We start from the raw sequence: 26,980 nt of genomic DNA on the forward strand, positions 1-26,980 counted from the left end.
CCGCAGACCCTTGCCTGCCGGGTGATGACCACGCTATAGTTTGCTGAAAAAATCACAATTAGAATTCAGGGAGGACGAAGCAGATGGAGACTAGTATCAAAGTTGTCGAGGGTGTTCATTGGGTCGGTGCCCGGCACCCGGATCTGAAGGTTTTCGATGATCTTTTCCCGACCCGCAACGGAACGACTTATAATTCTTACTTGATCCAGGGCACGGAAAAGACAGCCCTTATCGATACTGTTAAAGAGCGGTTTTCCGACGAGTTTTTCAATAAGGTCAGCGAGCACATCGATCCGTCGAAGGTCGATATCGTGGTGGTTAACCATACCGAGCCCGACCACTCTGGTGCCGTCGCTCATATTATTGAAAAAAATCCCGATGTGCAGATTTATTGCAGCAAGGCCGGGGAGAACTTTCTCAAGCAGCTTCTCAACAAGCCTTTCAATGCGGTCAATGTGAACGATGGCGACGAAATCGATCTGGGGGGAAAGACCCTGCGATTTGTTATTGCCCCTTATTTGCATTGGCCGGACACCATCTTTACCTACCTGGTTGAAGAAGAGATCCTATTCCCTTGCGATGCTTTCGGTGCTCACTACTGCCCTGAAAAGTTGTTCGATGATGAGATCAACGAGTTTTACAGCGACTTCCACTTCTATTTCGATTGTCTTGTTCGCCCGTTCAAAGACAAGGTGCGTGACGCGCTGAAAAAGTGTGAAGGTCTGCCGATCAAAATGGTCTGTCCGTCACATGGACCGATTCGGCGCTCCACCGGCAACTTTGCGATCGAGTCCTACGCTCGCTGGTGTGCGGAACCGATCAACGATGGTCGCCCGAAGGCGTTGATGGCAGTTCTTTCGTCCCACGGCAATACCCGGGACATGGCCAACGTTATTGCTACTGAGCTGAAAGATCAGGGTGTCGACGTCGATATGTTCGCTCTGAGTGATATGCGGGACGACGACTATCGCGATGCGCTTGAGCACGCCGACGTGTTGCTGATCGGCACCCCGACGATCCAGCGTGATGCGCCGCCCCACGTCTGGCATGCCTTGTCGCTGGTTTCTTCAGTCACCCCGAAGTCGAAACTGGGTGCTGTTTTTGGCTCGTATGGCTGGAGTGGTGAAGCTGTGAAAATGGTCGAGCAAAGGATGACTGGCCTTAAGTACAAACTGGTTGCTGAGGGTATCTCCTTCCGTTTTACTCCGACCAAGGAAAATATGGACGTCTGCCGCAGTTTCGCTGAGCAAGTTGCCGGTGCTGTACTGACTGAAGAGTAGCCAGTTTTCGCCAGTTGTGAAAAAAGGTTCCTTGCTTTACAGTGAGGAGCCTTTTTTCTGTTGAGGCTTTTGTTCAGCTTTTTGGACCAAGGAATTTAAAAGAGATGTCGGTAAGAGTTGCCATTAATGGCTTCGGTCGGATCGGGCGGGCGTTTTTCCGTGTCGCTTGTGCTCACCCGGAGATAGAAATCGTCGCTATCAACGACCTGGTCGATGCCGCGACCCTGGTGCACTTTCTCAAGTACGATTCTGTTCACGGCGGTTTCGACCCTTTGGTTGAAGTTATCGAAGACGGTTTTCTGCTTGAGGGAAGAGAGATCAAGGTTCTGCGCCAGCCCCACCCGAAAAACCTTCCCTGGGCCGAGCTAGATGTTGATATCGTGATTGAGTCAAGTGGTCGTTACACCGATCGTGAGCACAGCGAAAAACACCTCCAGGCAGGTGCCAAACGGGTTATCATCAGTGCCCCGGCACGAGATGCCGATTTGACCATCTGCATGGGGATCAATGAAGATCAATACCAGGCGGAGCAGCACCGGATCATTTCCAATGCCTCCTGTACCACCAACTGTCTGGCTCCTGTCGCCAAAGTAATGCTGGAGGAGTTCGGCTTCGTCAAGGGGTTACTGAATACCGTACATTGCTACACCAACGGCCAGCAGATTCATGACGTGCCGCAGGCAGATCTGCGCCGGGGCCGCTCGGCTGGACAGTCGATGATTCCAACGACGACCGGAGCTGCCAAAGCGGTGACAGCTGTGCTGCCAGAACTGGAAGGAAAACTGCTTGGCATGGCAGTTCGGGTGCCAGTGCCGAATGTCTCGCTGATCGATCTGGTGGTGGAGACGGAACGGACGGTGACAGCGGAAGAGGTCAACAGGGCGATGTGGAATGCCGCACAGGGGACTTTGACCGGCATTCTCGAATACTGTGAGGTGCCGTTGGTGTCGAAGGACTTTACCGGTCATCCGGCTTCGGCAATTGTCGATGCTGAATCGACGGTTGTCGTTGGTGAAAATATGGTGCGTGTGATTGCCTGGTACGACAACGAGTGGGGCTACTCAAACCGTCTCGTCGACTTGGTGCAGCACATGGGCAGCAGGCAGGCGTTGATCAAAGAGGACGGAAACTGGCAGGAAGGGCAGTTGAAGGTTTCCTGATTTGCTGGCGGATAACAAATAAAGCCGCGGGAGTTGATGCCCCGCGGCTTTTTGATTTTATCAGACGTTCGGTTAAACAGCGTTCCGTTCTTCTTGCGGGAACAATTCCTCAAACACTTCTTTGACAGTGCCGATACGCTCGGCTTTGTAGGCGTTGCTGCCACAGAAAATCAGGCCGGTCTGCATGTCGCCTTTTTGTGCCCGGTCGAGGGCGTGAACGATGCAGAAACGCTCCTGACTGGTTTTGTACGCGCATTTCTTCAGGCAACCGGATGGGCAGCGGATATCGAGATCGACATCGCGCTGGCGGACCTGATCGATGTTCGCGGTCAGTGCCCGGCCCGGTAGCCCGGCAGGGCTCATAATCAGGCCGATATCTTCTTTTCTGCAGTTGACGTAGGCCTGTTTGAAGGCATCATCGGCGTCACACTCTTCAGTAACGACGAAGCGGGTACCCATCTGCACGCCATCCGCACCCTGTGCAAGGGCATATTGCAAGTCCTTGCGATCCCAGACGCCACCGGCAGCAATGACTGGAATATCCAGCTTCCACTTCTCTTTCAGGTAGCTTTTGACACCGCGGACGGTCTCGTATTGATTATATTGACCGGTACCGATGACTTCCGGTTTTTCCCCCAGGTGACCACCAGCCGTATCCGGGTCTTCGACAACGATGGCATCTGGCAGGCGATCAAACCCTTTATGCCATTTGCGGCAGATCAGCTCTGCTGCCTTGACCGAAGAGACGATGGGGACCAGCGCGACATCTGGGTAGTCGGCAGTCAGGCCGGGTAAGTTCATTGGCAGGCCGGCACCGCTCACGATTACTTTTGCCCCACCTTCGCAGGCGGCGACAACACATTCATCATAATTGCTGACGGCAACCATGGCGTTGACGCCGATAACACCGTCGGGGGCAATCTCGTAGGCTTTTTTCAGTTCGTCAATCAGGGCTTGCTTATCGGCAGCAAAATAGTTTTTGCCGTCGTAATGATCGCTCCCGAGTCCGAGGCCGGCTGCAGCGATCAGTCCGATGCCGCCGCAAAGGGCGACGTTGCCAGCCAGGCGTGCGCCGGAAACCCGAACGCCCATGCCGCCTTGAATAATGGGATAAGCGACGCTGTGTCGACCAATTGTTAACCCTTCCACCATTCACTCTCTCCTGTCGTAGAATTGAACCGATACTCTAGCAGCAGAGCTGGAAACTCAATGTAATACTTATGTAAAAACCTACTTGTTACAATCGTTTGCAGATGCATAATAGGGCTATGAAACTGTTTCGACGTATCTTTCATCCCCTGATTACGTTTATCGGTATCCAGCTACTGTGGATTTTCCTGCTGGTGTCCTGGATTTACTGGTTCTTGGGGCGTCATCAGCAGCTCAAGGAACTGGCTGACCGCTACCAGGCGGAATGGCTGCCGGATACCACTGACTGGTTTATCCTTGCAGAGGGGATTGTTCTGCTGGTTGCGATTCTGGTCGGGACCTACGTCATTTTTATCTTCTGGAAACGGCAGGCGTCGTTGAACCGGGCCCAGCGGCATTTTATCAATCAGGTGACACATGAACTGAAGTCTCCTTTGGCTTCGATTCAACTGCACCTTGAGACGATCGAGATGCGCCAGCCTGAAGGGGAACAGCTACAGGAGTTCGTCAAGCTGATGCAGGCCGATGCCGATCGGCTCGGAGGTTTGATCAGCAACCTGTTGGCTGCCGGCCGATTGGAGCATAAAGGGATCGGTCTTAACCTGCAGTACGGCAACTTATCGCAGGCGCTTGAGACTTATTTGCAGCATCGGCAGAGCGGTTTTCCTGAGAACGGGAAGCTGAGCTGGAGAATCGAATCTGGCTTGATGGGCCGATTTGATGCCGAACTGCTGGAGACTGCTCTGCGTAATCTTTTGGAAAATGCAATCCTTTATGCCGACGGCCCACCGGAGGTCGAGGTGAAGTTGTTTCGCGATGGTCATCTGGCGCACATGACCGTGGCCGACCAGGGACGAGGGATTGATCCGCGTTACAAAAAGAAAGTGTTTCAGATGTTTTATCGCATTCGTAAAGGAGAGCGCTCAGTGCGGGGCAGCGGGCTGGGCCTGTTTATCGTGCGTAATGCCGTCCGCCTGCACGGTGGCAAAGTCTGGCTGCAGAGTGCCGGTCCCGGTTTCGGCACGACAGTTCACCTGACCATTCCGAGGGTACGAAAGAATACTGATCATGGCTGATGCAATTCCGATCCTGCTGGTCGAGGATGAGCCTCACATCGCCCAGGGGCTGGTCTATAATCTGCGTGAAGAAGGCTACCAAGTGACCCATGTCGAAAGTGGTGAAGCGGCCCTTGAGCATCTGCAGACTGAGCCTTGTGGATTGGTCGTTCTGGATTTGATGTTGCCCGGAATCGACGGACTTGAGGTCTGTCGGCGACTGCGCAAGGCGGGCAACCAGGTTGCTGTTTTGATGTTGACGGCGCGCGGAGAGGAAGATGACCGGGTCGCCGGCCTGTCGGAGGGAGCAGATGATTACCTGGCCAAGCCATTTAACCTGAAAGAGTTTTTGCTCCGGGTTGCCGGGTTGTTGCGCCGGGTCGACTGGCAGAGTAACGGAAATGGTCACAACGAAGTTCATTTTGGACCGAACCGGATTGACCTCGACAGCCACTTGGCAATGACTTCTGATGGAGAGCTTCAGCTGACCGAGCTGGAAGTGAAAATGCTTCGGCTTTTTATCGACAATGAAGGTCGGTTGTTGACTCGTGGTGAGTTGCTGCAGTCAGTTTGGGGGATGCAGCCCGATACGGAAACCAGAACCCTCGATAATTTCATCGTCAGATTGCGAAAATATTTTGAGCCTGACCCCTCTAGTCCGAGATATTTCAAGACTGTCAGAGGGAGAGGTTACAGGTTCTTTCGCGATGAAGGGTAGCCCTTCACCTCTTTGATCACTGGAGCTGTTATGGGTCGGCAATCAAGTCAAACCTCTTTTCTGGAACGTTTTGCACGGCTCTTCTTCCCGCAGCAGGGGAAGAAAAAAATGTATCGTCCAAGTAGTAAACTTGGACCTTTCATTGGTGTTTTTACTCCAACCATCCTGACCATTCTCGGCGTCATAATGTACCTGCGTTTCGGCTGGGTTGTCGGGCAGGTCGGTGTATGGAAAACCCTTCTGATCGTCTGTATGGCGAATGCCATTACCCTGGTGACATCACTCTGCCTGTCTGCGGTCGCGACCAACTCGCGGGTTGGCGTCGGCGGTGCTTATTTCATGATCTCTCGCAGCTTGGGGCTGGAAATCGGCGGGGCCATCGGGCTGCCGCTGTTTTTATCGCAGGCGCTTTCGGTCACCCTGTACGCGTTCGGTCTGGCCGAGTCGCTGCGGCTGGTCTGGCCCGATGCGCCATTGATGCCCTGTGCGTTTGTCATCATTATTCTGGTGGCTGCTCTTGCTTTTCGTGGGGCGGGTGCCGCACTTCGCAGCCAGGTGCCGATCATGGTTTTGATTGGCTTGTCACTACTGGCTCTGCTGCTTGGGGCCCTGTTCGGCAATACGGTTCCTGCTTCCGCTGTGCAGCAGCCTTTGCAACCGGCTGGTTTCTGGATGGTGTTCGCGATTTTTTTTCCGGCAGTGACCGGGGTTATGGCTGGTTTAAGCCTCTCGGGTGATTTAGAGGACCCGCGTAAAGCGATTCCGCGTGGAACAATGATGGCTGTTCTGGCAGGTTTTGCCATCTATCTGATCGTTCCCTTTTTATTGATTCTTGGTGCAGATATTTCTGCTCTGCGCGAGGATCCGCTGATCTGGACAAAAATTGCCATGTTTGGCCCTTGGCTTATCCTGCCTGGTTTATGGGGGGCTATCTTTTCTTCTGCTGTTGGCTCGATGCTTGGAGCACCGCGTACCCTGCAGGCCCTAGCGCTTGACCATCTGGCCCCCAAGTTGCTCGCTGGGGGAAAAAAGGGCACTAGCTCAGAGCCTGTTTTCGGACTGCTGGCCACGTTACTCCTGGCCTTGGGAGCCGTTTTTTTGGGCGACCTGAATGCTGTTGCCACCGTTGTTACCATGTTTTTTCTCAGTGTCTACGGCATCATCAACTTGGTAGCTGCGCTGGAAAAACTTTCCGGCAATCCTTCTTGGCGGCCGCGCGTTGATGTGCCCTGGTGGCTGAGCCTGCTTGGGGCTCTGGCTTGTTTTGCCGTGATGATGCTGATTCATCTGCCTGCCAGCATACTCGCTATTTCGATAGAGCTTATTATCTGGCTGCTGCTGAAGAAGAAACTTCGGTTTCGCGGTGGAGCAGGCGATATCCGGCGTGACATTTATCAGGCGCTTGTCCGCTGGTCATTGCTGCGGTTGGTGGAAAAACCGATGACGGCACGAAATTGGCGGCCGCATGTGCTGGTGTTCGTTGGTGACATAGAAAAGCGGCTGGATCTGGTTCGCTATGCAGCCTGGTTCAGTGAAGAGCGGGGAGTGGTGACCGTCAGTGAGCTGCTCCAGGGCGATCTGTTGGAGGTCGATATCGATCTGCAGCAGCGTCAGCAATATATCCAGCAGGTTCTGCACCGTGAGGGCATACCAGCCTTCGGCGAAGTGAATGTTGTGCAAAATGTTGAGCGCGGTATTGTAGCCGTCGCCCAGGCGACTGGAACTCCCGGCATTGAATGTAACACCGTTGTGCTTGGCTGGCCCGATGACCCGCAGAGGATGGTCGCTTTTATGAAGATTATCCGTCGCCTGAAGCATCTCAACCAGTCGATGGTCATTGGTCGTGTAACAGCCCTTCCACCGGTCGAAGAGGGGAAAAAACGCCGGGTCGACATCTGGTGGGGTGGGCTGCAGCGTAATGGTGATCTGCTGCTTTTGCTTGCCTATCTGCTCAGCTGCAATCCGGAGTGGAGAGATAGTACCATCCGTATTCTCAGCGTTGCCTCTAACGAGCTTATGAAAGAGACGACGGAAAACTTCTTGGCCAGTTTGATCCCAGAAATCCGGATCGATGCTGAAATCGAAGTGATGACCAGAGCTGAAGGAGAAAGCGTAAAGAAGATTATTTTGGAGCAAAGTAGTGGTGCTGACCTGGTAATGCTTGGGTTGGCAACTCCGGAGGAAGGGAAGGAAGAAGATTACGCACGTCGCCTGTATCAGCTTGCCGAAGGTTTGCCTGCATGTGTTTTTGTTCACAACGGCAGCTTGTTTATCGGGGAATTGGTGACGCCGGATGAGAGTTCCCAGGGCGAAAACAAATTTCAGGAAAAAGATAGCCAAACGTAAGAAGGCCAACTGCAGGGAGGCACCGCAGCTGGCCTTCTCGACCACGAAAGGAGAATGAAAATGAACTCGGCTTGCCTGCCACAACAAGCTTTTGTTTGATTCCTATGTTATTGAGAATGGTTTTCAATTGCAAGAAAAAAATGACTAAAATAGTTATTTTTTTCTTGCAACCTATGATACTGAAGAGGTTAATCTCTAACCTCTTGATGTTTTTACCTTTTTTGTTGCGCTCAGTTTTTCTCAAAGTTTTTTCTCCCGGATGGCTAGAAATCAGATTTATGTCAGAGGTTCTGCGTAGACTTGCAGGTGATTCTTGAGGGGGGATCTGGCTTCGGTGTGAATATTTTATAGAGTTTACTTCGCAGAAGAGCAGGAGTTTGTTGCATGCATCTGCAAAATGAAAAGAATACAGTCGTTAATTTGGTGCTCCACTGTAAATATTGTCATCCTCTGTCTGGCTGCATCCTGGCTGAATACAAAGGCAAGAAGAAAAGCGAAATCAAGGGGTGTCTGAGCCAGTTAAGCGACAGCGCATTTGCACGCATTCTTTCCTTTCACGAGTCCTGTCCTTACCGGAACCGGTTGGCTATCTGACCGTTTCTTTTTTACCGCAAAAAAAATGACCATCCGACTTCTCTGCCGGATGGTCATACAGTTCTCTTGTTTTCAATTTTTTAACGTTCGTAAACCAACTTCTGTTTCGTGCCGTACTTCATGAATTTAGCAGGTACGTACTGCAATGCCGTCTGGTAGCCTTCCTGATAAAGCCCTATCTTTTTATCCCGGCTCAATCCGAACTCGATCGGCGAAATCTCTCCAGCGTTGATGATGATGGTTGAGTGCCAATAGGCGTCATTGATAAATTCACGCGATACCGTTGTCATGAAGGATCGGATCAGCATGGCGACAACATGCAGGTTTATCGGCAGGTCGCCAAAGCGGGCGCCAGCAATCTGTTCGTCGAGCCAGTGTTCGAAACTGGCGCCAGAAGAAAGTCCGCCGTGGAATAATAACTGATAAGGTGAAAAGCCACGAAACTGGCGGAAGTCGACATCTAGAGCCAGATCATAGATTTCTTCAATGCTTTTACCGCAGGCTTTCAGGGCTGCAACAATGCTGCCGCCGGAAACGCCAACAATGTGATCGAATTGCACCTGAAGTTCATCAAGGGCGGCAATGACCCCGACATGGGCAGGCAACCGTGTGCCACCACCGGCCAGCACCGGGACGATCGGTTGCTGCGCTAGAAATGATTGCTCAGAGTGTTCGGTGTTCGTCATCATCTCTATCCTGTTGTCTGTTGCCGCTATGGTTCTCCCAGCGCGACCTTGCGTAGCCTGTCTAGTCCGACTTCCTCAACAAGTTTACCAAATCGGCATTTGCGGCCGTTTTCGATAATCCAGTCGAGCAGCCTTTCGACCGCGGCGATTGCCTGTTCGTTGTCCGGAATATGTTCAATCAGCCGCTGGCTCAACCGCGGATGACTGCCGCCGTTGCCGCCAACAGTCAGGTGCCAGCCCTTCGGCGTGCCGATCAGGCCGATATCTTTGATGCAGGTTTCACCGCAATCGTTGGGGCAGCCGGAAACTCCCATTTTCAGCTTCCACGGCAACGGTTTGCCGTGAAAACGTCGGTCGAGGTCCAGCCCGACTTTGATGGAATCCTGCAGGCCACGTTTGCAGCAGTCCGTGCCAGGACAGATTTTTACGCTTCTCACACAGAGCCCTCCACCTTGGCCGATCGGTTGACCCAAGTCCTTCCAGGCAGAATCCAGATCTTCTTCTTGTAAGCCGATCAAGAGAATCCGTTGTGCACTGGATAGCTTGATTTTCTCTGCCTGATATTTGTCAGCGACATCTGCAATTTTACGTAATGTAGCGCTGTCGACTAGGCCGGCCGGTGTATGCGGGGTAATGGCGTAGGTCTGACGATCCCGTTGCACGATCGCTCCTTTTTCCAGGATGTCCTTTTTGTTGCCAGTCGGTTTCTGACCTGGGGTCTCTATGGGGTCGAACTTGCTTGCATCGACGTGGCAAGTCGGGCAAGTGTCCGGCGGTTGGAGCCCCGTATGTTGATCGCCGCAAACCGTGCAGCTCCAAGTTTTCGACATTCTTTCCTCCCGGCAATTTTATAAGAGTTTGATTCCGGCCGAGATTTCTCTATAATCACAGCCGAATCTGAAATTAACGCTTATTTTAGCAATCTGGCCTGTTTTTCCAATCAGATAATTATTTATTAAGGAGAGAGAAGATGAAAGCAGTTTTGATGGACGAGTTCGGTGCCGTCGACGTCATGAAGGTTGGCGAGATCGACAAGCCGCAACCGAAAGCCAACGAAGTTCTGATTAAAGTCGTTGCGACAAGTATTAATCGCCCCGATCTGGTGCAGCGCATGGGCAATTATCCCGCACCTCCGGGCGACTCCGAGATTCTCGGACTGGAAGTGGCCGGAACCATCGCTGAGGTTGGCAGTGATGTCACTGACTGGAAAGTCGGCGATCGGGTTATGGCACTGGTCGGTGGTGGCGGTTATGCCGAGTTCGCGGTTGCCTACGATAATCACGTGATGCCGATCCCGGAGAGCATGAGCTTTGAAGAAGCGGCCTGTGTTTGCGAGAGCTACATTACCGCTTTCCTCAATGTGTTCATGATCGGTGGACTCGAAGATGGCCAGACCGCGATTATTCACGGCGGTGGTGGCGGGGTCAACACGGCAGCGGTTCAGTTGGCCAAGGCGCTGACGCCGAACGCCAAGTTGGTTATCACTGCGCATCCCGACAAGATGGAGCGGGTCAAAGAGCTGGGTGTCGATCTGGTGATTGATTTCACGACAACTCCCGACTTTACCGACGCAATCAAAGAGTTTACTGGTAAGAAAGGGGTCGATCTGATTCTCGACCACGTCGGTGCCAAGTATTTGAAGCCAAATATGAATTCGCTGGCTTACAAAGGTAAGCTGGTGATTATTGGCGTTATCAGCGGGATTAAGGCTGAGTTGAATTTGGCGCTGATGATGGTAAAGCGGCAGCAGATTATCGGTTCGGTTCTGCGTAGCCGCCCGGTTGTTGAGAAAGGGGAAATCATTGCTGAATTCACCCGTCGGGCGCTACCGAAATTTGCTGATCGCAGTATTGTTCCGATCATCGAAAAGGTTTTCCCGATTGAGGAAGTGGTTGAATCCCACCGGATGATGGAAGAGGACAAGCATTTTGGCAAGATTGTCTTGAAAATTGCCGATGCCTGATCGTGATTAATATCTTATAGACGAAAGCCCGCACCGCAATGTGCGGGCTTTTCTTATGATTTCAAGCTGCTGCTTGTTTGCTCAAAAGGATTGCGACGTTGTCGCTGTCTGCAATCATGACCATGTCTGTAGCATATTGCACAGGTTGGTGAAAAATGCGAGGATACCTGCATGCAATTGCTGATTGTTGTACCGAAACAACCGGTCATTACGGGTAATCATATTACCGCCAGACGTTTTGCTGATCTTCTTCCGCAGTATGGTTGGCAGGCGACTGTTGTCGAGGCCGATGTTGAAAATACTGCTGCGATTCCCTTGGCGCTTGAGCAACATCGGCCTGATGTGGTTCTGTTGATCCATGCTTATCGGAGCGGCCGCTGCTGGCTGCAACTTGACCCGCCTCCAACGGTTCCTTTTGCCGTATTTTTGAGTGGAACAGACTATAATCACGACTTGCGCGTTCCTGATCGTGCTGTGGTCGTTGACCGGGTTTTGCAGCAGGCAGGTGCTGTCTTGTTGCAAAACCAGCTCGCGCTGCTGCGCCTGGGACAAGAATTGAAAACCGACCGGAGTAAGTTGAAGTACCTGCCGCCCGGGATTCGCTTGGGCAATGAGCCTTACCCGCTGCGGGAAAAGCTTGGCCTGCTTGTCAGCACCCCGCTGTTTCTTTACCCCGCTGGAATTCGTCCGGTTAAGGGTAATCTCGATTTGCTCCTGATGTGCGATAAACTGGTTGAGCAACAACCGAACTTTAACCTGGTGTTTTGTGGGCCCCCGCTTGATGAGGAGTATACCGCACGTTTTTTTGACACTCTGGATGCGCGCCCCTGGGCGCATTATGTCGATCAGATTCCGAAAATGGCTATCGCTGATAGCATGCGTAAGGCCGATGTCATTGTTAATAATTCACGCTCTGAAGGAGTTTCCAACGCACTGGTCGAAGCGGCTGCACTTGGCCGTCCGATCCTCGCTGCGGATATCATCGGCAACCGCGCAGTGGTTCAGCACGGTAAAAATGGTTTGCTTTATTTTGATCAACAACAGTTTGTTCAGCAGGCGCTGCAACTCAGCCGTGATCTCAAATTAAGAAAGAAACTTTCAAAGCCGAACCCCTCCGCATATGCTCCAGAGAGGGAGATAAAAGTGCTTTCATCTCTTCTTAATCAATTGGTGGCAAAATCATGAGCAGCGAAAACCTCATCCTGATCGGCATGCCTGGAGCAGGCAAGAGCACCGTTGGTGTCATCCTCGCGAAGCGGCTTGGCTATCACTTTATTGATACAGATCTGCTCATCCAGGCGCAGGAGGGCTGTCGTTTGCAGGACATTATCGATCGGCAGGGCCTCGAGCGTTTCCGCCAGATCGAAGAGCAGGTGCTCCTGGGGCTTGAGACCCAGCGGACCGTTATTGCAACAGGTGGCTCAGTTATCTACAGTCGCCCCGGGATCGAGGCCATAAAACGCTGTGGCCGATTAGTCTATTTGCAGGTTGGACTTGCAGAATTGCAGTCCCGTATTTCCGACATGGGGGAGCGCGGGTTGGTCATGGGGGCAGGGCAGAGCTTCAGTGATCTGTATGCTGAGCGTACGCCTTTGTATGCTGAACATGCTGATGTTTTTGTCGATTGCACCGGTCTGAATACCGAGCAGGTTGCAGCGCGGATTGAAAAACAGGTGCTGGTGGGACAGATCGACCGCTGGGTCGATATGATGACAGAGAAAAAAAACGATTAGGGGTACTGGATGTATTCTGTCAGCTGTTTGATCAGAAATTCCTTTTCAGCCAGTGACGCTTTAACCAGATCGCCAATGGAGACCAGCCCGCAAAGTTGACCTTCCTGCTCAACCGGCAGGTGGCGGCAGCGTTTGTCTGTGACCAATGCCATGCAGTCATCTACGGTACTCTCGGGTTGCACTGTATGTACGACTTCAGTCATGAATAAACTTACAGATGCATCGAGAGGGGCCGAACCGTGCTCAGTGACTTTGCGCGCATAGTCCCGCTCGGAAAAAATACCGCACAATGCCCCATCCTCATCGCTGGTAACAATGACGGCACCAATATTGGCGGCGGCCATTTGCTGCAGCGCTTCAAAGACAGTCTTTGAAGAGTTGATCGTTGAAACATTGGCCCCTTTTTCCTGCAGAATCTCCTTGACGGTTCTCATCTCTGACCTCCGTGTTAATCCCTCTACGATATAAAAATCAAAAGCATATAATCACCATACTCTACCTTCGAGCAACGTAATTGCAAACGCTTTTTCTACTGAAACCTCTGCGAAGATGGACAAAGATCGGTTATACTTATACGCTAAATGACTAAGTTAAATGAGAAAAGGTGGTGTGAACTATGGCAGAGGAAAACATTGATACGATTATTCGTCAGGGCATTGAGGCCGCGGAAAAAGGGTACATTCATTCTGCTCAGGTTTTGTTGAACCAAGCCGTCGAAGGGCGTAACACGCCAGAGCTTCACAGCTATCTGGCCTATTGCATGGCCAAAGATGAGGGACGAATAAGTGCAGCGGCACGCACCTGCAGGGAGTCTATTCGTCGTGAACCGGGCAACTCACTGCATTATCTCCTGCTTGGTCGGATCCTGCTTCTGGCGGGAGAAAAGACGAAAGCGGTCGCAGCATTTCGCCAAGGCTTGAAAACCAGTCCCAACCCGAAGATTATTGTTGAATTGAAATCTCTGGGGCTGAGAAAACCTGCCATATTTAAAAGCCTGGACAGAAAACACCCTTTGAATAAGGTGGTAGGTAAAGTTTTTTCGACAATTGGTCTGCGCTGAAAGACCGCCATTCTGTGAATCTGGAATACGTCGTTATGCTGGTTGAGTTGTTCTCCACAGGGAAACTGGTGAGTTTTCTTTGAACCGGCGGGAATGATCAATTGCAGAAGGCCAGACAAAAAACAGCAGGGGGCTGCAGATATGCAGCCCCCTGCTGTTTATCAGTGCCCGAAACTCCAGAACTTGCCGACCCAGGAATCTTTGACCCAGGATCTTTTGACGCCTTTTTTCAGCAGGAATGGGGCGTATTTCTGATCCTCAACCATGATATGATTAGTGATCCATTTCTTCAGGAAAAATAGCAGTTCTGGTGTGACCATGCGTTCACCAGACTGAACTTTTTTGTTGATTTCCATTACCTGGGCACGAAGCTCCTGATGATGGCGGCAGTGATCATCATAGTCGGGGTATTCAAAAATGCGGAACAGACTTTCTTCAACTGCAAAATGAATAACTGTGTACTGAATGAGTTCGTTCATGATCTCCTTGGCAACGGCCGCTTTATTCTCACCCTCTGTCATGGCTTCGAAGAGGCGATTGATCAAAGCGACCAAGTGCTTGTGTTGCTCATCAAGTTCCTGAATTCCTACACTGATTTTGTCAGACCAATCGATGAAATTGCTCATAGCTATCCCCTGATAAAATAAGATTCCCGGTGTTGTCGTGTGTAAAATTAATGCTGGAAATGTTTTCATTTGGTGAGATGAAATTCGCAGTAACTTTATAATGCAGTGAAATTAAAATCAACCGTTTTGGTAATAATTAATTTCTTTTGGCTAACCCACTGAACTCTGTGTCCTTTCTTTGTCAATTAGTTTCTCTTTGTGTGATTTCGGAACTGTGGTTAAATAACGTAGAAATATCACCTGCAAGGAGGAGCAGATGGCGAACCGCTATATCATGACCGCTTTCGGCAAAGACCGGGTTGGCATTGTTGCTGATGTGACTCGCCTTTTGTACGAAAATGAGTGCAATCTGGAAGATACCAGCATGTCGATGCTGGCAGATGAATTTACTCTGAGTCTTCTGTTTTCCAGCCCCCGGGCCGACATTGAAGAGCATCTCGCCAAAGAATGTCGGCGCCTTGAGATGGAAAAAGCGATTTCCGCTTTTGTCCGTCCTTTACAGGCTGCTCAGCAACAAGCACGCAAAGGTTATAAAACCTGTACACTGCACATTGAGGGTTTGGACCAGGCTGGAATCGTGTTTAAAACCAGCCAGTTTCTGGCCGATAACAAACTGAATATTATCCGCCTTAATTCAACGGCCAAAGCGTCGCCAGAAAGTGGTGTACCGATTTACTGTATGGATATTCATATCCAGGTACCGGAAGAGGTGCCGCTGGATGATGTTGAAGACAAGTTGATGGATGTCGCTGACGAGTTACATGTCGATGTGCTGTTGTCGCGTTGAGTGAGCGGTGTTGATTTTTGGACGATTGCGAAGCCGGAGTTTTTACTCCGGCTTTGTCATTTTCAGGAGAGTATCCTGTAGGGACCGGTGGCGTAACTGCGTAAGTGCAAGTTGCCGTCGTGTTCAAGCAGAGCTTTGATGCGATCACGGTTGACCGGATGTGTGATTCGCTCAAGAACCTTGTCTGCAGGGCACCATTCGGCTTCTGGCGTTTCCTCGCTTGGGGTTGGTTCTCCGGAGGAGTGCTGTGCGGTAAAGCAGAAGATGACGGCTGCTGGATCAGAAACCTTCGACCAGATGATTGCCGGTTTAGCGTTGCAGATAGTGACGCCCGCCTCTTCAAGCACTTCGCGGCTAAGCGCATAGATCAGGGCTTCTCTTTCCTCAACCCGGCCCTGGGGGATTTCCCAGCCGCGCAGATGGTGCTTTACCAGTAGGATTTCGTCGGCAGTGTTGCGAATCATGCAGCTGACAACGACGACATGTTTCGGTTGACTCATCAGTTGATTCCAGTGTCAGAAGGTTGTGATTCAATGCGACTTTGCAGTTGCTCGTCGCTGTTCTTTGGCAGCAGCAGCCAGAGTTGCCCATCCTGTTTCATGCGCCCGGCGATCGAACCTGCCTCTTTTCCCATTCCCCAGAAAAAGTCAGCACGCACCCGGCCCTTGATCGCGCCACCTGTATCTTGGGCGACCATCAGTTGCTGCAGTGGTTTGTCCGTTCCAGGGACTGAGGTTGCCAAAAAGACTGGGGCTCCCAGTGGGATGGTGCGCGGATCAACTGCCAGGCTGCGGCGCTCTGTCAACGGAATGCCGAGTGAACCGGGTGGCGTTTCATAGTCAGAGGGTAACTCACGGAAAAAGACATAACTTGGATTTTCGGCCAGCAATTCACGCCCCGCCTGAGGGTTGGCATTGACCCAGCTGCGAATATTCTGCATCGACATCTGATCGCGTGTCATCGCCTGCCGATCCAGCAGCAGTTTGCCGATGGAACGGTACTTGTGACCATTCTGGTTCGCGTAATTGACCATCACCAGTTCGCCATCTGGCAGGCGGATGCGACCGGAGCCCTGAATGTGCAGGAAGAATAGCTCGACAGGGTCTTCGACCCAGAAAATTTCATGCCCGGCAAGCGGATTCTTCCCGTTGTCGATCTCGCCTCGTTCGAAATAGGGGACAACCCGGTTGCCAACGACACGCCCCCTCAGGCGATAATTGCTCAGCTCAGGGTAGATTTCGTCAAGATCAACAATCAGCAGGTCTTCCGGTTGGCCATAGAGAGGATAGCGATATTTGTCAGTCTGTATCCTGCTACCCGGTAGTTCCGGGCCATAGTAGCCGGTGATCATCCCAGTAAAGCTGCCGTCCTCGTTACGAACCTGGTAGGGCTGGAAAAAGGTTTCGAAAAACATTTTCGCAGTCGCTGAAGTGAGAGGCGAAACCTGCTTGGAAAGCTCACAGACCTCGCGCCATTGTTCTCGTTGACCGATCGCTTTACAGCTCTGCTCAAAAACTTTAAATGGCTCAATAAGATCGTCATCGTTCCAGCCGTCGAGCTGGTGCCAATCAACTGCAAGTAAAGGCTCGATTTCAATTTGTGGCGGCGGAGGTGTGACAGGGGGGAGCTCGGGTTCAATGACAACCGGCGGTGCTTTGCTGACACAGGCTGCCAGGAACAGAAAAATTATAAAAATAAAAAATTTGTATTTCATATGCTTACTGCTGTCCTGAAAGTGATACTGAAAATAATCTAACAATTATGACAGAGGCGGACAGTAGAATCCAGTGTGGATTTCTGGCAAAAGAGGTTAAAGCATATCGACTGGATCGATATCGATAGAAAGCCCGACACCGCCAGGTATATTTTTTGATAGAGCTTCAAGGTCTGCAAGCATACTTCTGAGGCTGCTTCTTGCGGCCGATTTCAACAGGATTTGGTAGCGCGTTTTGCCACGTAGCTTGGCCAGTGGGCAAGGACTGGGGCCGAGGACCTCGACATTGGTCGCTATGCTGAACAGTTGTTCTGCCAGTTGCTCTGCTTGCTGCTTGACTTGCTGTGGTTGATTTCCCGCCAGCACGAGATGAACCAGATGGCCACAAGGTGGGTAGCCGAGCTCCTGGCGAAAGGGGAGTTCCAGCTGGTAAAAATCAGCGTAGTTCTGCTCGGCAGCACAGGTCAGAGAATAATGTTCAGGATTGTAGGTCTGGATAAAGACCTTCCCTTTTCCGGTTGCCCTGCCGGCCCGCCCGGCAACCTGGGTGAGCAGGGTAAAGCTGCGTTCTGCGGCTCTGAAGTCGGGGAAATTGAGCAAGTTATCTGTGCCGAGCACACCGACTAAAGTTACACCGGGGAAATCATGCCCTTTGGCAATCATCTGTGTGCCGATGAGAATATCGATCTCGCGTCGCATCATTTTGTCAACGATACGCTGATGGGCGCCTTTTCGACTGGTGGTGTCTCTATCCATGCGTGCAATCCGGGCTCCCGGAAAAAGCTCGGTAATTTCCTGCTCAAGGCGCTCTGTCCCTGCACCTTCTGGTTCGATATTCCCGCCATTGCAATTTGGGCAGACTTCTTTCGGCGGTTCGGCGTAATCGCAATAATGGCAACGGAGCAGGCGCTCACGTTGGTGAAATGTCAGGGTGATTTCGCAGTTCGGGCAATGAAAGCTGGTGCCACAATCGGTGCAGAGCAAAAAAGGCGCAAAGCCCCGGCGATTAAGCAACAGCATTGCCTGTTCACGCTTTTCCAGCGTGTTTTGCAATGCCTCAATCAACGGATTGGCGAGTGTTTGAGAGCTTTCTTCTTCTGCCAGGTTGATCAGTTCGACCTGCGGCAGGTTTCCAGTGTGGACGCGCTGCGGCAACTCTAAACGTTGCAGGCTGCCCTGCTCACTACGGTAATAGCTGGCCAGCGAAGGTGTGGCGCTGCCAAGAACAATCGTGCAGCCCTGCTGCTGCGCCCGAACCAGGGCTAGGTCGCGGGCGTTATAACGAAACCCTTCGCTCTGCTTATAGCTTGTTTCGTGTTCTTCATCGACGATGATCAGACCGGGCCTACTCAGCGGAGCGAAAATCGCTGAACGGGCACCGATGACGATGTCAACTTCATTACGGTTGATCCGACGCCAGGCATCATAACGTTCGCCGTCACTCAAGCCGCTGTGGAGAACTGCCAGCTTGCTCCCTTTGGGTTCGAAGCGGGCGCGGAAGCGCGCGACCAGTTGCGGAGTCAAAGCAATCTCCGGTACCAGTATCAATGCCTGACGCTTTAAGTTTAAACACTTTTCAACGCTTTGCAGGTAGACCTCGGTTTTTCCGCTGCCCGTTACGCCATGTAGCAGATAGGGGCTGAAGGAATTTTTCTCGAGAGAGTCAGAGACTGATTTGACTGCATTTTTCTGGTCATTATTCAGGGTCAGGCATTTGTCTTCTGTGATTTTTTCGTAGAGAAAGGGATCGCGTTGGATCTCCTGTTCACATACTTCAAGGTAGCCCTGCTCGACCAGGCGATTCAGGCTGCTGTGTGGGGTGGAAAACTCTTGCCGTATGCGGCTTAAAGGTGTTTTTTCTTCCTCAGCGATAAGCTTGAGCAGTTCCTGCTGTTTTTGGCCACGCGGCAAGGGTTCCCTTTTCAACAAGCGATAAACCGGTTCATAGAGTATCCGCGTCTGGGTTTTGTCGCTACCCAGTCCTGCAGGCAGCGCGTTGCGGATAACCTGGCCAATCGGGTGACAGTAATAATCAGCGGCCCAGCGCAGAAGAGTTATCAGCTCCGGGGTGAGAAGCGGTTCTTCATCCAACAGGGTCGATATCTTTTTCAGACCTTTACTGGACCCTTGTCGTGTCAGCAGGATGAAACCGGTGCTGGTTCGACGTCCGAAAGGGACTTTGACACGTTTGCCGACAGCAACCTTTTCCACCATTTCTGCTGGCACTAGGTAGGAAAACAGCTGCTTCAAGGGGGCGTTGACGGCAATATCGGCGATCAGTTCGGACATAAAAACCTGCTGGGAAGAGTAAACAGGGGGACTGCTTTTCTATTACCACAGCCGTGAGTTACTGAGGGGGAAAATTTCTTCACAAGGTTTTTTTCCTCACCTCGCAGCTTTTTTGCCGGAAGAAGATTAAAAGCCCCATCTTGAACAATTTTTTCTGTATAATCCTCGGACTTTAGTGTTAGCGAAATCACGTCCGAAGGAGCTGAATTAAATGCTGCGAAAGTATATCCCCCTGCTCTGCTGTCTGCTGTTGTTGTCGATCAGTTGCGGGGCGGTCATCACTCCTGCCTTTGCCAGTGAGCAGGAAGAGCGGGTCCGCCTGCTGCAAGAAAAACTGAAAAAGCTGAAGCAGTTGCTGGTGCAGATGGAAGAGCAGAAACTGAAGGAAACGCCCCCACAGGAAATCCCCTGGGAACCTTTGCTCGATTTTGGGCTTGAGCGTCCTGCTTACGATCAGTATGCCTACCTGGTGGCGCCACAGATGAAACAGGATATTCTCGACAGTGCGTTACAGCAACTTTACTTCTTTGCCAGCCAGGATGAGCTGAAAGAGCGCGGTACCCTGTTTGTTGTTCCTGCGCTGCCTCTGGCAGAAGGCGAAGTCATGTCGGTGAGCAAGTACAACCGCGAGCTGGCGGTCCGCATGGTGAGGAAAATCGATCTGCCATCAGCGCTTGAGGGCGGGGTCCTGGTATTGCCCGATCCGATCAATGAAGAGGGCGTGGCCGATGGGCCGATGCTGCTGATCGACCTGACGGGCTGTGACCAGATGATGCGGGCTCGTATTTTCGAACTGCTGCAGTCGGTTCGCCTGTACACTGAAGATGGCAGCATCCAGGATTACATCATGGCTTTGTTGAAAAGCGCATCTCCACAGGCATTTTCAGTGTTTATCGAGGGGGAAAGAGCCTGGCTGGCACTCGACAATGATTGAGTCGAACCCGCTTTTTGTAGTATCTTGATTAGATCGCAAAAGTTTTGCCCGTTGCGTATTTCGGCGACGGGCGCTTTTGCCGAAGGACCATAAATCCCAAGGAGTCTACATGAGTTCCAACGAAGAGAAGTTTATCCCCAAGTGGTTGGCCTGGGAGAGTACCCAGCGTTGTAACCTCAACTGTGTTCATTGCCGCTGCTCATCCGATATGGAAGCCGCTGAAGGGGATTTTACGACTGAAGAAGCTTTCAAGCTGATTGATGATATCTGTGAAGTCAGCCAGCCGGTCATGGTGCTTTCCGGCGGTGAACCACTGATGCGCCCCGACATCTTCGAGATCGCCGAGTACGGAACCAGCAAGGGCCTGCGCATGTGCATGGCGACCAACGGCACCCTGATAACCGATGAAGTCTGCCAGAAGATGATCAAGGCCGATATTAAGATGGTGTCGCTTTCTCTCGACGGGTCAACTGCTGAAATTCACGACGACTTTCGGGCTTGCCCTGGTGCTTTCGAAGGCACCCTCCGTGGCGCTGAGACTCTCAAGCGCAACGGCATCAAATTTCTCGTCAACTCATCCTTCACTAAGCGCAACCAGCATGATATCGGCGAGTGCTTCAAGTTGGCGAAGAAGATCGGCGCCACCGCCTGGTACATGTTCATGATCGTGCCGACTGGCCGTGGCGAAGAGATCATGAACGAGTTGGTCAGCAAAGAGGATTACGAAGAGATTCTCGCCTGGCACTATGAGCAGGAAAAGAACGAGGATGACATCCTCATGCGCCCGACCTGTGCGCCGCACTACTACCGCATCGTGCCGCAAATGGCGAAAGCGGAAGGGGCCGACTTCAAGCGCCGGAGCCTGACCTTTTCGACCGGTGGCGGCAAAGGCTGCATTGCCGCCCAGACCATCTGCCTGATCGACTGTTTCGGTAACCTCAAACCTTGCTCCTATTTCCACTCGAGCGTCGGCAACGTCAAGCAGATACCGTTCAAGGAGCTCTGGTTCAACTCCAAAACCTTCAAGGAACTGCGCGATTTCAGCCAGTACAAAGGCAAGTGTGGCGAGTGCGAGTTCATCAATGTCTGTGGCGGCTGCCGTGCCCGAGCCGATGCAGTGTACGGTGACTACATGGCGGAAGAGCCGTTCTGTAATTACATTCCGTTGAAGACCCGCAAACGGATGGAAAAGGAAGCGGCGGAAAACGCGCCAAAAGAATAGATTTCGATTTTTGACCCTAAATTTTATTCAGGAGATTTGTCAACGATGACCGAATACAACTTTCTCAAAGCTTGCTGGTGCCAGCCCGTCGATCGTGTTCCTGTCTGGCTGATGCGCCAGGCTGGCCGTTACCTGCAGTGCTACAAGGATGTCCGCGCCAAGGGGGGTGGCACTTTTCTCGATCTGTGTAAAGACCCGGAGCGTGCAGCGGAAGTGACCATCCAGCCGATCGATATCCTCAACGCTGATGCCGCAATCCTGTTCTCAGACATTCTCACCCCGATAGAGCCGATGGGGATGAAACTCGACTTCGTGCCGGGGCCGGTGTTTGAAAACCCGATTCGTACCGCAGCCGACGTCGATGCTCTGGTGGTGCCGGAAGACATGGCAGAGGCCGTCTCCTACGTGCCCGAGATCATCAAGCGCCTGCGTGTTGCTTTCGAGGGGCGTGTGCCTCTGATCGGTTTCGGTGGCGCACCTTTTACTCTCGCCTGCTACATGGTTGAGGGCAAAGGGAGCAAGGATTTTGCCAGCCTCAAGCAGATGATGTACGGCGACTTCCCGCTCTACGATGCGCTGATGAAGAAGGTCACAGAGATGGATCGGCGTTACCTGAACATGCAGATCGAAGCAGGCGCCCAGGCGATCCAGATTTTCGATACCTGGGGTGGTTTGCTGGCGCCGCATGATTTTGAAAAATACATTCTGCCGTATGTTCAAGAGTTGATTAACGGCCTCAACCGTAAAGACATTCCGATCATCTACTTTGTCAAAGGTGGTGGCGGTATGCTCGAACTGGTCAAGCAGGCAGGTGCTGATGTGCTCGGCCTCGACTGGCATGTCAACCTCGGTAAAGCACGTGATATTCTCGGCCCGGACATCGCCGTCCAGGGCAACCTCGATCCGACCGTGCTTTATGCACCGAAAGACCACATTGAGCGTGAAGTCCAGCGGATTCTGGACGAGAATGCTGATCGTCCCGGCTTCATCTTCAACCTGGGCCACGGTATTCTGCCGACGGTTCCGCCGGAGAATGCGATTCACATGGTGGAATGCGTACACAGGCTTAGTCAAAAATAGAGCAAACTTGGTGTGTGATGATGGGGGCAGAATTTATTATTCTGCCCCTTTTCGTTTTCGCTTGTCAGCGCTGCAACCCCGGAGCTTTAAAGGACTTTGCAAATGTCATCGAATGCCAAACCAACCGCACTGATCCTCCTCAATATGGGCGGGCCCGACTCGCTTGATGCCGTCGAACCCTTCCTTTACAACCTTTTTTCCGACCGGGAGCTGATCCAGTTACCTGCCGGTGCTCTGCTGCAGAAGCCTTTTGCAAAAATGATCTCCCACTTCCGCGCGAAAAAAGTCGTGGAGAACTACCGTACCATCGGCGGAAAATCACCGCTGCTGGAGTGGACGCGGAAGCAGGCAGAAGGGATCGCGTCGCGGCTCGATAATGTTAAACCTTACGTCATCATGCGTTATTGGCATCCCTTTGCCGATGATGTGCTACGGGAAATCAAACAGGAGGGCATCGAAAAAGCGGTGGTTCTGTCGATGTATCCGCATTATACCGGAGCCACTACTGGAAGCAGCATCAATGATTTCCGTCGGGCAGTTGGCAACGTCTACCCTGAGCTGGAATACCACCTGATCGAAGAGTGGTATAACTGGCCGCCATATCTTGATTCACTGGCTAACCGGGTGAAGGAAGGGATCGAGCTTTTCCACGATCTGCTGCAGAACGAGGTGCAGATTCTTTTTTCCGCTCATGCCCTGCCGCAGAAATTCATCGACCGTGGCGACCCTTACCAAACACATGTTGAAGTCACTGCGCATGAGGTGATGAAGCGGGTCGGTGATCATTTCGGCTGGCGTATCGCGTACCAGAGCCGCAGTGGTCCGGTCAGATGGATGACGCCGGGAACCGAGGATGTGATCAAGTGGCTGGCGATGGATGATCACAGGTGCCTGTTGATGGTGCCGATCTCTTTTGTTTCTGATCACATCGAGACGCTGGAAGAGATCGACATCGAGTATCGCGAGTTAGCTGCTGAAGCCGGTTTTCATCATTTCCACCGTGCTCCTTCGCTGAACGATAACGCGGATTTCCTCAATGCCATGGCTGCACTGGTTAAAGACAGGGGAGGGTTATGAAAAAGTGCCGCCTCTGTCAGAAAGAATTCGATCCTGACCAGGTGTTGACCGATCCGGCAGCCATTGCCGGTCAGCACCTGGCCGAACAGGATTATGGAGATGCCGGTCTGCTTTGCCCAGATTGCCTGGCCAGCCGTGGCCGTCTGGCGATGATGTACCGGACGGATTGCTTCGATTAGAAATAAATAGATTTTACATAAGGGTGTAGATTTTTTAATAAGCTAAAACTATAATTGTGGCTTGGCTGTAAAACGATCAATTAGCTTGGAGGCTGGCTTGCCACGATCAGGTTACAGAAAATGTCGCAGTATCCGGGTTAAGTTTTTCGGTATTCAGCTTGCCTCCATCCTGATGACGGTCACTCTGGTGACCGGTATCAGCCTTTCTCTTCTCCACGAATTTAACACGGATTCGCAACGTTCAACACTTGAAGCGCATGCCCAGGCCCTGGCGATCGAAGCCGATCAGCAGCTGAAACAGCTAAAAGATCGTTTGTGGCGGCTGGAGACCTTTGAATATCATCGTTATCAACGTGTTCCGGTTCTGGCGAAGGTCTTTGTTGAGCAGCAGGATGTTTTTCCCCGTCTCAGTTATTTCGAAGAATCGGGCCAGCAAGACCTTAAGGTGCTTGATGGCAGGGTGTTGCAGGGCTCTTTAAAGCCACTGAAGGAACGCCTCCTGCAGCAAGTTCTTGAGCGGCCGAACCGGGTTCTGGTCACTGTTGAGCCCTACGATATCGATTTTTCCGGGCCGTCCATCGTCCTGACCATGGCGAAGGTCGGTTATTTTGGTGACGAATTCAAGGGGGTTCTCCAGGCATCTGTTCCTCTTGCATTGTTCAATTCCTTCTTCCATCGGCGTGAACTCGAGCATGGTGCTGAAGTGTACCTGGTTGATGAACTGGGGCGTTTTTTGCTGCACCCTGACCAAGGCGCTTTCCTGCAGCATATTGTTGCCCCTGATTCGGATTGGCGCAGACAGCTGCTCGGCGGAACAAGTGAGCACCATCGCTTCGGACATCAATTGATCGGTGGGAAAGAGTTTTATTACAGCTTTCGAATGCTGACGAACGAAGGTTGGTACGCTTTTGCCGTGGCACCAGTCTCGATTTTCAATTATTTGTTGAATGATCTGGTGCGGGCGAACCTCTTTCTTGGCCTGTTCGGGGTGCTGTTTGGACTGCTTCTAGCTCACCTGATGGTCCGGCCGATTCTGCAGAATATCGGGTTGATCAGCAAGCAAACACAAAACCTGGCAGATGGAAAGCTTGATGAGCGGATTGAAATGGCCGCCTGTGACGAGCTTCAGGTTCTCGCCGATGCCGTGAATACCCTGACCGACAAACTGCAGTACGCCAGTGCTGCTTACGACTCTGTCGACCTGATGTTGCAGACAGTTATCGACCCGCTGATTATTTGTGGCAGTGATGGTGTCATTTTTAAAACCAACGGTGCAGCGCAGGAACTCTTTGCGACCACGTCCATCGAATTTGCCGGAAAGAACCTCAACCGATTTTTCAGCCATCGCAGCCCCTTGGTCGCCCAGGACCTGCTAAGCGAATTTCTGCAACAGCCTCATTTGAAAAACTATGAAACAGAGATTGTCGGCAGCGACGGGGAACAGATTCCAGTCAATTTCTCTTTTGCCCACGCCTACAGCGAAGCCGGGGAGGATCAGTTTGTTGTCTGTCTGTTCAAAGATATTTCGTTGCAGAAATCTGCGGAGCAGGAAATCAGCAAGCTGGCCTATTACGATTCTTTGACCAGCCTGCCGAATCGTTCTTTGCTGCATGACCGGCTGGAAATGCTGATCCGCCAGATGCAACGCAGCAAAAGTGAGTACACCAAGTTTGCCGTTCTGTTTCTTGATCTCGACCACTTCAAGATGGTTAACGACACGTTCGGTCACTCTGTCGGCGACAAGTTGCTGCAGAGTGCCGCCCAGCGGCTGAAAGGTTGCCTGCGCGAAGCCGATACCGTCAGTCGAATCGGGGACGATGTCCAGTTGGGGGAAAAACATGTGCTGGCGCGTTTGGGGGGTGATGAGTTCATCATTCTGCTGCCGCATTTGCGGGTGGCTGAAGATGCGGCCATCGTTGCCCGGCAGATTATTGCCGACATGGCGAAGCCCTTCCTGATTGATGGCAACGAAGTGGTAACCCCTGCCAGTATCGGCCTGGCGATTTATCCGGATGATGGCGAAGATCGCGAAACCCTGCTGCGCTGTGCCGATATTGCCATGTATCACGCCAAAGAGCAGGGCCGGAATTCGTTTTATTTCTTTTCTGCAGAAATGAACGAATCAACCCGTGAGCGCCTGAATATCGAGCGGCAACTCCGGCAGGACCTTGAGCGTCAACAAGGTTTTTACCTGGTTTTTCAGCCGAAGGTCGATTTGCAGAACAACCGTGTCGTTGGTATGGAAGCCTTGGTACGCTGGCGCAACGAGGAGCTTGGTGAGGTCTTGCCAACCCGCTTCATCCCCATTGCCGAATCTTCCGGTTTGATCGTTCCGCTGGGGCAGTGGATTTTGCAGGCTGCTTGCAGTCAGTTGAAGCAGTGGCAGGAGAGTACTGGCGCGCAATTCAAGGTTGCGGTCAATTTATCCGGGCGCCAGCTCACACAACCCGATCTGCTGCCGGTCGTTGCCAGCGTACTGCAGGACACCGGCCTGGAGGGTGAATCTCTTGAACTGGAACTGACCGAGAGCATGTTGATGGAAACGGTTGAAAAAACAGTTGTTCTGCTCAGTCAGTTGAAACAGCTAGGAATCTCTCTGGCCATCGATGACTTCGGTACCGGCTACTCATCACTGAGCTACCTCAAGCGATTCCCCATAGATACCCTGAAAATTGACCGCTCCTTTGTTCGAGACCTCGAGGCAGACAGGGATGACGAGGCAATTATTGAGGCGATTATCGCCATGGCAGGCAGCTTGAAGATGCAGGTTGTCGCCGAGGGGGTCGAGACCGAGTTGCAGTTCGATTTTCTGCGCAGCCGTGGAGCGGATCTTTATCAGGGATTCCTGTTCAGTGAACCGGTGCCGGCCAGTGAATTTGCCCGGCGCTTTTTGGCGTGAGAAGCGAACGAGCAGGAAAATCAGCAGCATGAGCGCAAAAAGGGCGTCCCGAGAGGAACGCCCTTTTTGCTTTTTATGTCCCGTCCTGAAATAAGTTTACACCTTGGAGGCTTATGATGGACAAGTCAGACAGACAGCGAAAGAGACGTACTCAGCGTGATTACACCATGGGCTTTAAGTTGAAGGTGGTTGATGCCGTAGAAAAAGGCGACATGAGCTACAAGCAAGCTCAGAAGATCTATGGCATTCAGGGGCGTTCAACCGTGCTAACATGGTTGAGAAAGCATGGAAAGATGGACTGGACCCAGCCTGTGAGGCACGTTATGCCCCAATCACCCAAAGACAAAGAGACTCCCGCCCAGAAAATCAAGCGACTTGAGCGCGAACTTGCGGATGAGCATCTTCGCAATAGGCTTTTAAACGAAATGG

The 26,980-nt window shown here is 51.9% G+C and carries 26 protein-coding genes; 18 read left to right on the plus strand and 8 right to left on the minus strand.

Annotation, left to right across the window (positions count from 1 at the left end):
* The first annotated feature begins 83 nt into the window (after positions 1-83).
* Entirely contained in the window at positions 84-1,280 is a 1,197-nt protein-coding gene (locus BUB13_RS10300) for an FprA family A-type flavoprotein (RefSeq protein ID WP_072908598.1), read from the plus strand.
* Positions 1,281-1,384: 104 nt separating this feature from the next.
* On the plus strand, positions 1,385-2,440 hold the full coding sequence (gap, locus tag BUB13_RS10305) for a type I glyceraldehyde-3-phosphate dehydrogenase (protein WP_072908600.1): 1,056 nt from the start codon (positions 1,385-1,387) through the stop codon (positions 2,438-2,440).
* Between the two features lie 72 nt (positions 2,441-2,512).
* Here gap and BUB13_RS10310 read toward each other — a convergent pair whose 3' ends face one another.
* Positions 2,513-3,592, minus strand: coding sequence for an NAD(P)H-dependent flavin oxidoreductase (locus BUB13_RS10310; RefSeq protein ID WP_072908602.1), 1,080 nt, complete (start codon positions 3,590-3,592; stop codon positions 2,513-2,515).
* Between the two features lie 116 nt (positions 3,593-3,708).
* Between BUB13_RS10310 and BUB13_RS10315 the strand changes: the two genes are divergently transcribed.
* From BUB13_RS10315 to BUB13_RS10330, 4 genes are all read left to right on the plus strand, one after another.
* Positions 3,709-4,665, plus strand: a complete 957-nt coding sequence (locus BUB13_RS10315) for a sensor histidine kinase (protein ID WP_084091990.1) — start codon at positions 3,709-3,711, stop codon at positions 4,663-4,665.
* Entirely contained in the window at positions 4,658-5,362 is a 705-nt protein-coding gene (locus BUB13_RS10320; protein ID WP_072908606.1) for a response regulator transcription factor, read from the plus strand. Before BUB13_RS10315 ends, BUB13_RS10320 begins: the two co-directional genes overlap by 8 nt.
* Positions 5,363-5,392: 30 nt before the next feature.
* The gene (locus BUB13_RS10325) at positions 5,393-7,708 is read left to right on the plus strand and encodes an APC family permease (RefSeq protein ID WP_084091992.1); all 2,316 of its coding nucleotides are present in this window, start codon (positions 5,393-5,395) and stop codon (positions 7,706-7,708) included.
* Positions 7,709-8,092: 384 nt separating this feature from the next.
* A complete protein-coding gene (locus tag BUB13_RS10330; RefSeq protein WP_072908608.1) occupies positions 8,093-8,302 on the plus strand; it encodes a hypothetical protein in 210 nt (69 codons plus the stop codon).
* A gap of 80 nt (positions 8,303-8,382) precedes the next feature.
* On the opposite strand, the gene BUB13_RS10335 is transcribed toward BUB13_RS10330, so the two are convergent.
* On the minus strand, positions 8,383-8,988 hold the full coding sequence (locus tag BUB13_RS10335) for a patatin-like phospholipase family protein (RefSeq protein WP_072908610.1): 606 nt from the start codon (positions 8,986-8,988) through the stop codon (positions 8,383-8,385).
* Positions 8,989-9,014: 26 nt separating this feature from the next.
* The gene (locus tag BUB13_RS10340) at positions 9,015-9,818 is read right to left on the minus strand and encodes a rubredoxin-like domain-containing protein (protein WP_084091994.1); all 804 of its coding nucleotides are present in this window, start codon (positions 9,816-9,818) and stop codon (positions 9,015-9,017) included.
* A 140-nt stretch (positions 9,819-9,958) separates the two neighbouring features.
* Here BUB13_RS10340 and BUB13_RS10345 point away from each other — a divergent pair, with 140 nt between their 5' ends.
* The 3 genes from BUB13_RS10345 to BUB13_RS10355 all read left to right on the plus strand — a co-directional run bounded on the left by BUB13_RS10345 (position 9,959) and on the right by BUB13_RS10355 (position 12,684).
* Positions 9,959-10,951 carry an NAD(P)H-quinone oxidoreductase gene (locus BUB13_RS10345; RefSeq protein ID WP_072908612.1) on the plus strand — a complete coding sequence of 331 codons (993 nt, stop codon included), beginning with the start codon at positions 9,959-9,961 and terminating at the stop codon, positions 10,949-10,951.
* A 171-nt stretch (positions 10,952-11,122) separates the two neighbouring features.
* Positions 11,123-12,136: a GPMC system family 4 glycosyltransferase gene (locus BUB13_RS10350; protein ID WP_072908614.1), complete on the plus strand. Its 1,014-nt coding sequence runs from the start codon at positions 11,123-11,125 to the stop codon at positions 12,134-12,136.
* A complete protein-coding gene (locus tag BUB13_RS10355; RefSeq protein ID WP_072908616.1) occupies positions 12,133-12,684 on the plus strand; it encodes a shikimate kinase in 552 nt (183 codons plus the stop codon). The genes BUB13_RS10350 and BUB13_RS10355 overlap by 4 nt, the downstream gene beginning before the upstream one ends.
* Here the strand turns inward: BUB13_RS10355 and BUB13_RS10360 are convergent.
* Positions 12,681-13,118, minus strand: a complete 438-nt coding sequence (locus tag BUB13_RS10360) for a CBS domain-containing protein (RefSeq protein ID WP_072908618.1) — start codon at positions 13,116-13,118, stop codon at positions 12,681-12,683. The genes BUB13_RS10355 and BUB13_RS10360 overlap by 4 nt on opposite strands.
* A gap of 182 nt (positions 13,119-13,300) precedes the next feature.
* On the opposite strand from BUB13_RS10360, the gene BUB13_RS10365 reads away from it, so the two are divergent.
* Positions 13,301-13,744 carry a tetratricopeptide repeat protein gene (locus BUB13_RS10365; protein ID WP_072908620.1) on the plus strand — a complete coding sequence of 148 codons (444 nt, stop codon included), beginning with the start codon at positions 13,301-13,303 and terminating at the stop codon, positions 13,742-13,744.
* 161 nt (positions 13,745-13,905) lie between these two features.
* On the opposite strand, the gene BUB13_RS10370 is transcribed toward BUB13_RS10365, so the two are convergent.
* Positions 13,906-14,370 (minus strand): bacteriohemerythrin, encoded by a 465-nt coding sequence (locus BUB13_RS10370; RefSeq protein WP_072908622.1) that lies wholly within the window; start codon positions 14,368-14,370, stop codon positions 13,906-13,908.
* Between the two features lie 256 nt (positions 14,371-14,626).
* On the opposite strand from BUB13_RS10370, the gene BUB13_RS10375 reads away from it, so the two are divergent.
* Positions 14,627-15,157 carry a glycine cleavage system transcriptional repressor gene (locus BUB13_RS10375; RefSeq protein WP_072908624.1) on the plus strand — a complete coding sequence of 177 codons (531 nt, stop codon included), beginning with the start codon at positions 14,627-14,629 and terminating at the stop codon, positions 15,155-15,157.
* Positions 15,158-15,219: 62 nt separating this feature from the next.
* Here the strand turns inward: BUB13_RS10375 and BUB13_RS10380 are convergent, their stop codons facing one another.
* The 3 genes from BUB13_RS10380 to BUB13_RS10390 form a co-directional block, all read right to left on the minus strand.
* Positions 15,220-15,657, minus strand: a complete 438-nt coding sequence (locus BUB13_RS10380; protein ID WP_072908626.1) for an NUDIX hydrolase — start codon at positions 15,655-15,657, stop codon at positions 15,220-15,222.
* Positions 15,657-16,871, minus strand: coding sequence for a murein transglycosylase A (mltA, locus tag BUB13_RS10385; RefSeq protein WP_072908628.1), 1,215 nt, complete (start codon positions 16,869-16,871; stop codon positions 15,657-15,659). Before mltA ends, BUB13_RS10380 begins: the two co-directional genes overlap by 1 nt.
* Positions 16,872-16,967: 96 nt before the next feature.
* A complete protein-coding gene (locus BUB13_RS10390) occupies positions 16,968-19,160 on the minus strand; it encodes a primosomal protein N' (RefSeq protein ID WP_072908633.1) in 2,193 nt (730 codons plus the stop codon).
* Between the two features lie 211 nt (positions 19,161-19,371).
* On the opposite strand from BUB13_RS10390, the gene BUB13_RS10395 reads away from it, so the two are divergent.
* The 7 genes from BUB13_RS10395 to BUB13_RS10425 all read left to right on the plus strand — a co-directional run.
* Complete coding sequence (locus BUB13_RS10395; RefSeq protein WP_072908638.1) at positions 19,372-20,094, plus strand: hypothetical protein; 723 nt, start codon at positions 19,372-19,374, stop codon at positions 20,092-20,094.
* A 109-nt stretch (positions 20,095-20,203) separates the two neighbouring features.
* Complete coding sequence (locus BUB13_RS10400; RefSeq protein ID WP_072908641.1) at positions 20,204-21,316, plus strand: radical SAM/SPASM domain-containing protein; 1,113 nt, start codon at positions 20,204-20,206, stop codon at positions 21,314-21,316.
* Between the two features lie 45 nt (positions 21,317-21,361).
* Positions 21,362-22,396: a uroporphyrinogen decarboxylase gene (gene hemE, locus BUB13_RS10405; protein ID WP_072908642.1), complete on the plus strand. Its 1,035-nt coding sequence runs from the start codon at positions 21,362-21,364 to the stop codon at positions 22,394-22,396.
* Between the two features lie 102 nt (positions 22,397-22,498).
* Positions 22,499-23,473, plus strand: a complete 975-nt coding sequence (gene hemH / locus BUB13_RS10410) for a ferrochelatase (protein ID WP_072908645.1) — start codon at positions 22,499-22,501, stop codon at positions 23,471-23,473.
* A complete protein-coding gene (locus tag BUB13_RS10415) occupies positions 23,470-23,652 on the plus strand; it encodes a hypothetical protein (protein ID WP_072908648.1) in 183 nt (60 codons plus the stop codon). Before hemH ends, BUB13_RS10415 begins: the two co-directional genes overlap by 4 nt.
* A 97-nt stretch (positions 23,653-23,749) precedes the next feature.
* Complete coding sequence (locus BUB13_RS10420) at positions 23,750-26,551, plus strand: bifunctional diguanylate cyclase/phosphodiesterase (RefSeq protein WP_072908650.1); 2,802 nt, start codon at positions 23,750-23,752, stop codon at positions 26,549-26,551.
* Positions 26,552-26,667: 116 nt separating this feature from the next.
* Positions 26,668-26,980: helix-turn-helix domain-containing protein (locus BUB13_RS10425; protein ID WP_072908652.1), on the plus strand; the 313-nt coding region annotated here is incomplete at its 3' end.

The organism is Malonomonas rubra DSM 5091, from assembly GCF_900142125.1.
GTDB classification, from domain to species: Bacteria; Desulfobacterota; Desulfuromonadia; order Desulfuromonadales; family Geopsychrobacteraceae; genus Malonomonas; species Malonomonas rubra.

Coding starts and splice junctions, on each gene's coding strand:
- BUB13_RS10345 (WP_072908612.1), top strand. CDS start 9,959: ATGAAAGCAGTTTTGATGGACGAGTTCGGTGCCGTCGACGTCATGAAG.
- BUB13_RS10310 (WP_072908602.1), bottom strand. CDS start 3,592: ATGGTGGAAGGGTTAACAATTGGTCGACACAGCGTCGCTTATCCCATT.
- BUB13_RS10315 (WP_084091990.1), top strand. CDS start 3,709: ATGAAACTGTTTCGACGTATCTTTCATCCCCTGATTACGTTTATCGGT.
- BUB13_RS10390 (WP_072908633.1), bottom strand. CDS start 19,160: ATGTCCGAACTGATCGCCGATATTGCCGTCAACGCCCCCTTGAAGCAG.
- mltA (WP_072908628.1), bottom strand. CDS start 16,871: ATGAAATACAAATTTTTTATTTTTATAATTTTTCTGTTCCTGGCAGCC.
- BUB13_RS10300 (WP_072908598.1), top strand. CDS start 84: ATGGAGACTAGTATCAAAGTTGTCGAGGGTGTTCATTGGGTCGGTGCC.
- BUB13_RS10370 (WP_072908622.1), bottom strand. CDS start 14,370: ATGAGCAATTTCATCGATTGGTCTGACAAAATCAGTGTAGGAATTCAG.
- BUB13_RS10415 (WP_072908648.1), top strand. CDS start 23,470: ATGAAAAAGTGCCGCCTCTGTCAGAAAGAATTCGATCCTGACCAGGTG.
- BUB13_RS10355 (WP_072908616.1), top strand. CDS start 12,133: ATGAGCAGCGAAAACCTCATCCTGATCGGCATGCCTGGAGCAGGCAAG.
- hemE (WP_072908642.1), top strand. CDS start 21,362: ATGACCGAATACAACTTTCTCAAAGCTTGCTGGTGCCAGCCCGTCGAT.
- BUB13_RS10395 (WP_072908638.1), top strand. CDS start 19,372: ATGCTGCGAAAGTATATCCCCCTGCTCTGCTGTCTGCTGTTGTTGTCG.
- BUB13_RS10340 (WP_084091994.1), bottom strand. CDS start 9,818: ATGTCGAAAACTTGGAGCTGCACGGTTTGCGGCGATCAACATACGGGG.
- BUB13_RS10330 (WP_072908608.1), top strand. CDS start 8,093: ATGCATCTGCAAAATGAAAAGAATACAGTCGTTAATTTGGTGCTCCAC.
- hemH (WP_072908645.1), top strand. CDS start 22,499: ATGTCATCGAATGCCAAACCAACCGCACTGATCCTCCTCAATATGGGC.
- BUB13_RS10400 (WP_072908641.1), top strand. CDS start 20,204: ATGAGTTCCAACGAAGAGAAGTTTATCCCCAAGTGGTTGGCCTGGGAG.
- gap (WP_072908600.1), top strand. CDS start 1,385: ATGTCGGTAAGAGTTGCCATTAATGGCTTCGGTCGGATCGGGCGGGCG.
- BUB13_RS10325 (WP_084091992.1), top strand. CDS start 5,393: ATGGGTCGGCAATCAAGTCAAACCTCTTTTCTGGAACGTTTTGCACGG.
- BUB13_RS10335 (WP_072908610.1), bottom strand. CDS start 8,988: ATGACGAACACCGAACACTCTGAGCAATCATTTCTAGCGCAGCAACCG.
- BUB13_RS10360 (WP_072908618.1), bottom strand. CDS start 13,118: ATGAGAACCGTCAAGGAGATTCTGCAGGAAAAAGGGGCCAATGTTTCA.
- BUB13_RS10350 (WP_072908614.1), top strand. CDS start 11,123: ATGCAATTGCTGATTGTTGTACCGAAACAACCGGTCATTACGGGTAAT.
- BUB13_RS10375 (WP_072908624.1), top strand. CDS start 14,627: ATGGCGAACCGCTATATCATGACCGCTTTCGGCAAAGACCGGGTTGGC.
- BUB13_RS10365 (WP_072908620.1), top strand. CDS start 13,301: ATGGCAGAGGAAAACATTGATACGATTATTCGTCAGGGCATTGAGGCC.
- BUB13_RS10380 (WP_072908626.1), bottom strand. CDS start 15,657: ATGAGTCAACCGAAACATGTCGTCGTTGTCAGCTGCATGATTCGCAAC.
- BUB13_RS10320 (WP_072908606.1), top strand. CDS start 4,658: ATGGCTGATGCAATTCCGATCCTGCTGGTCGAGGATGAGCCTCACATC.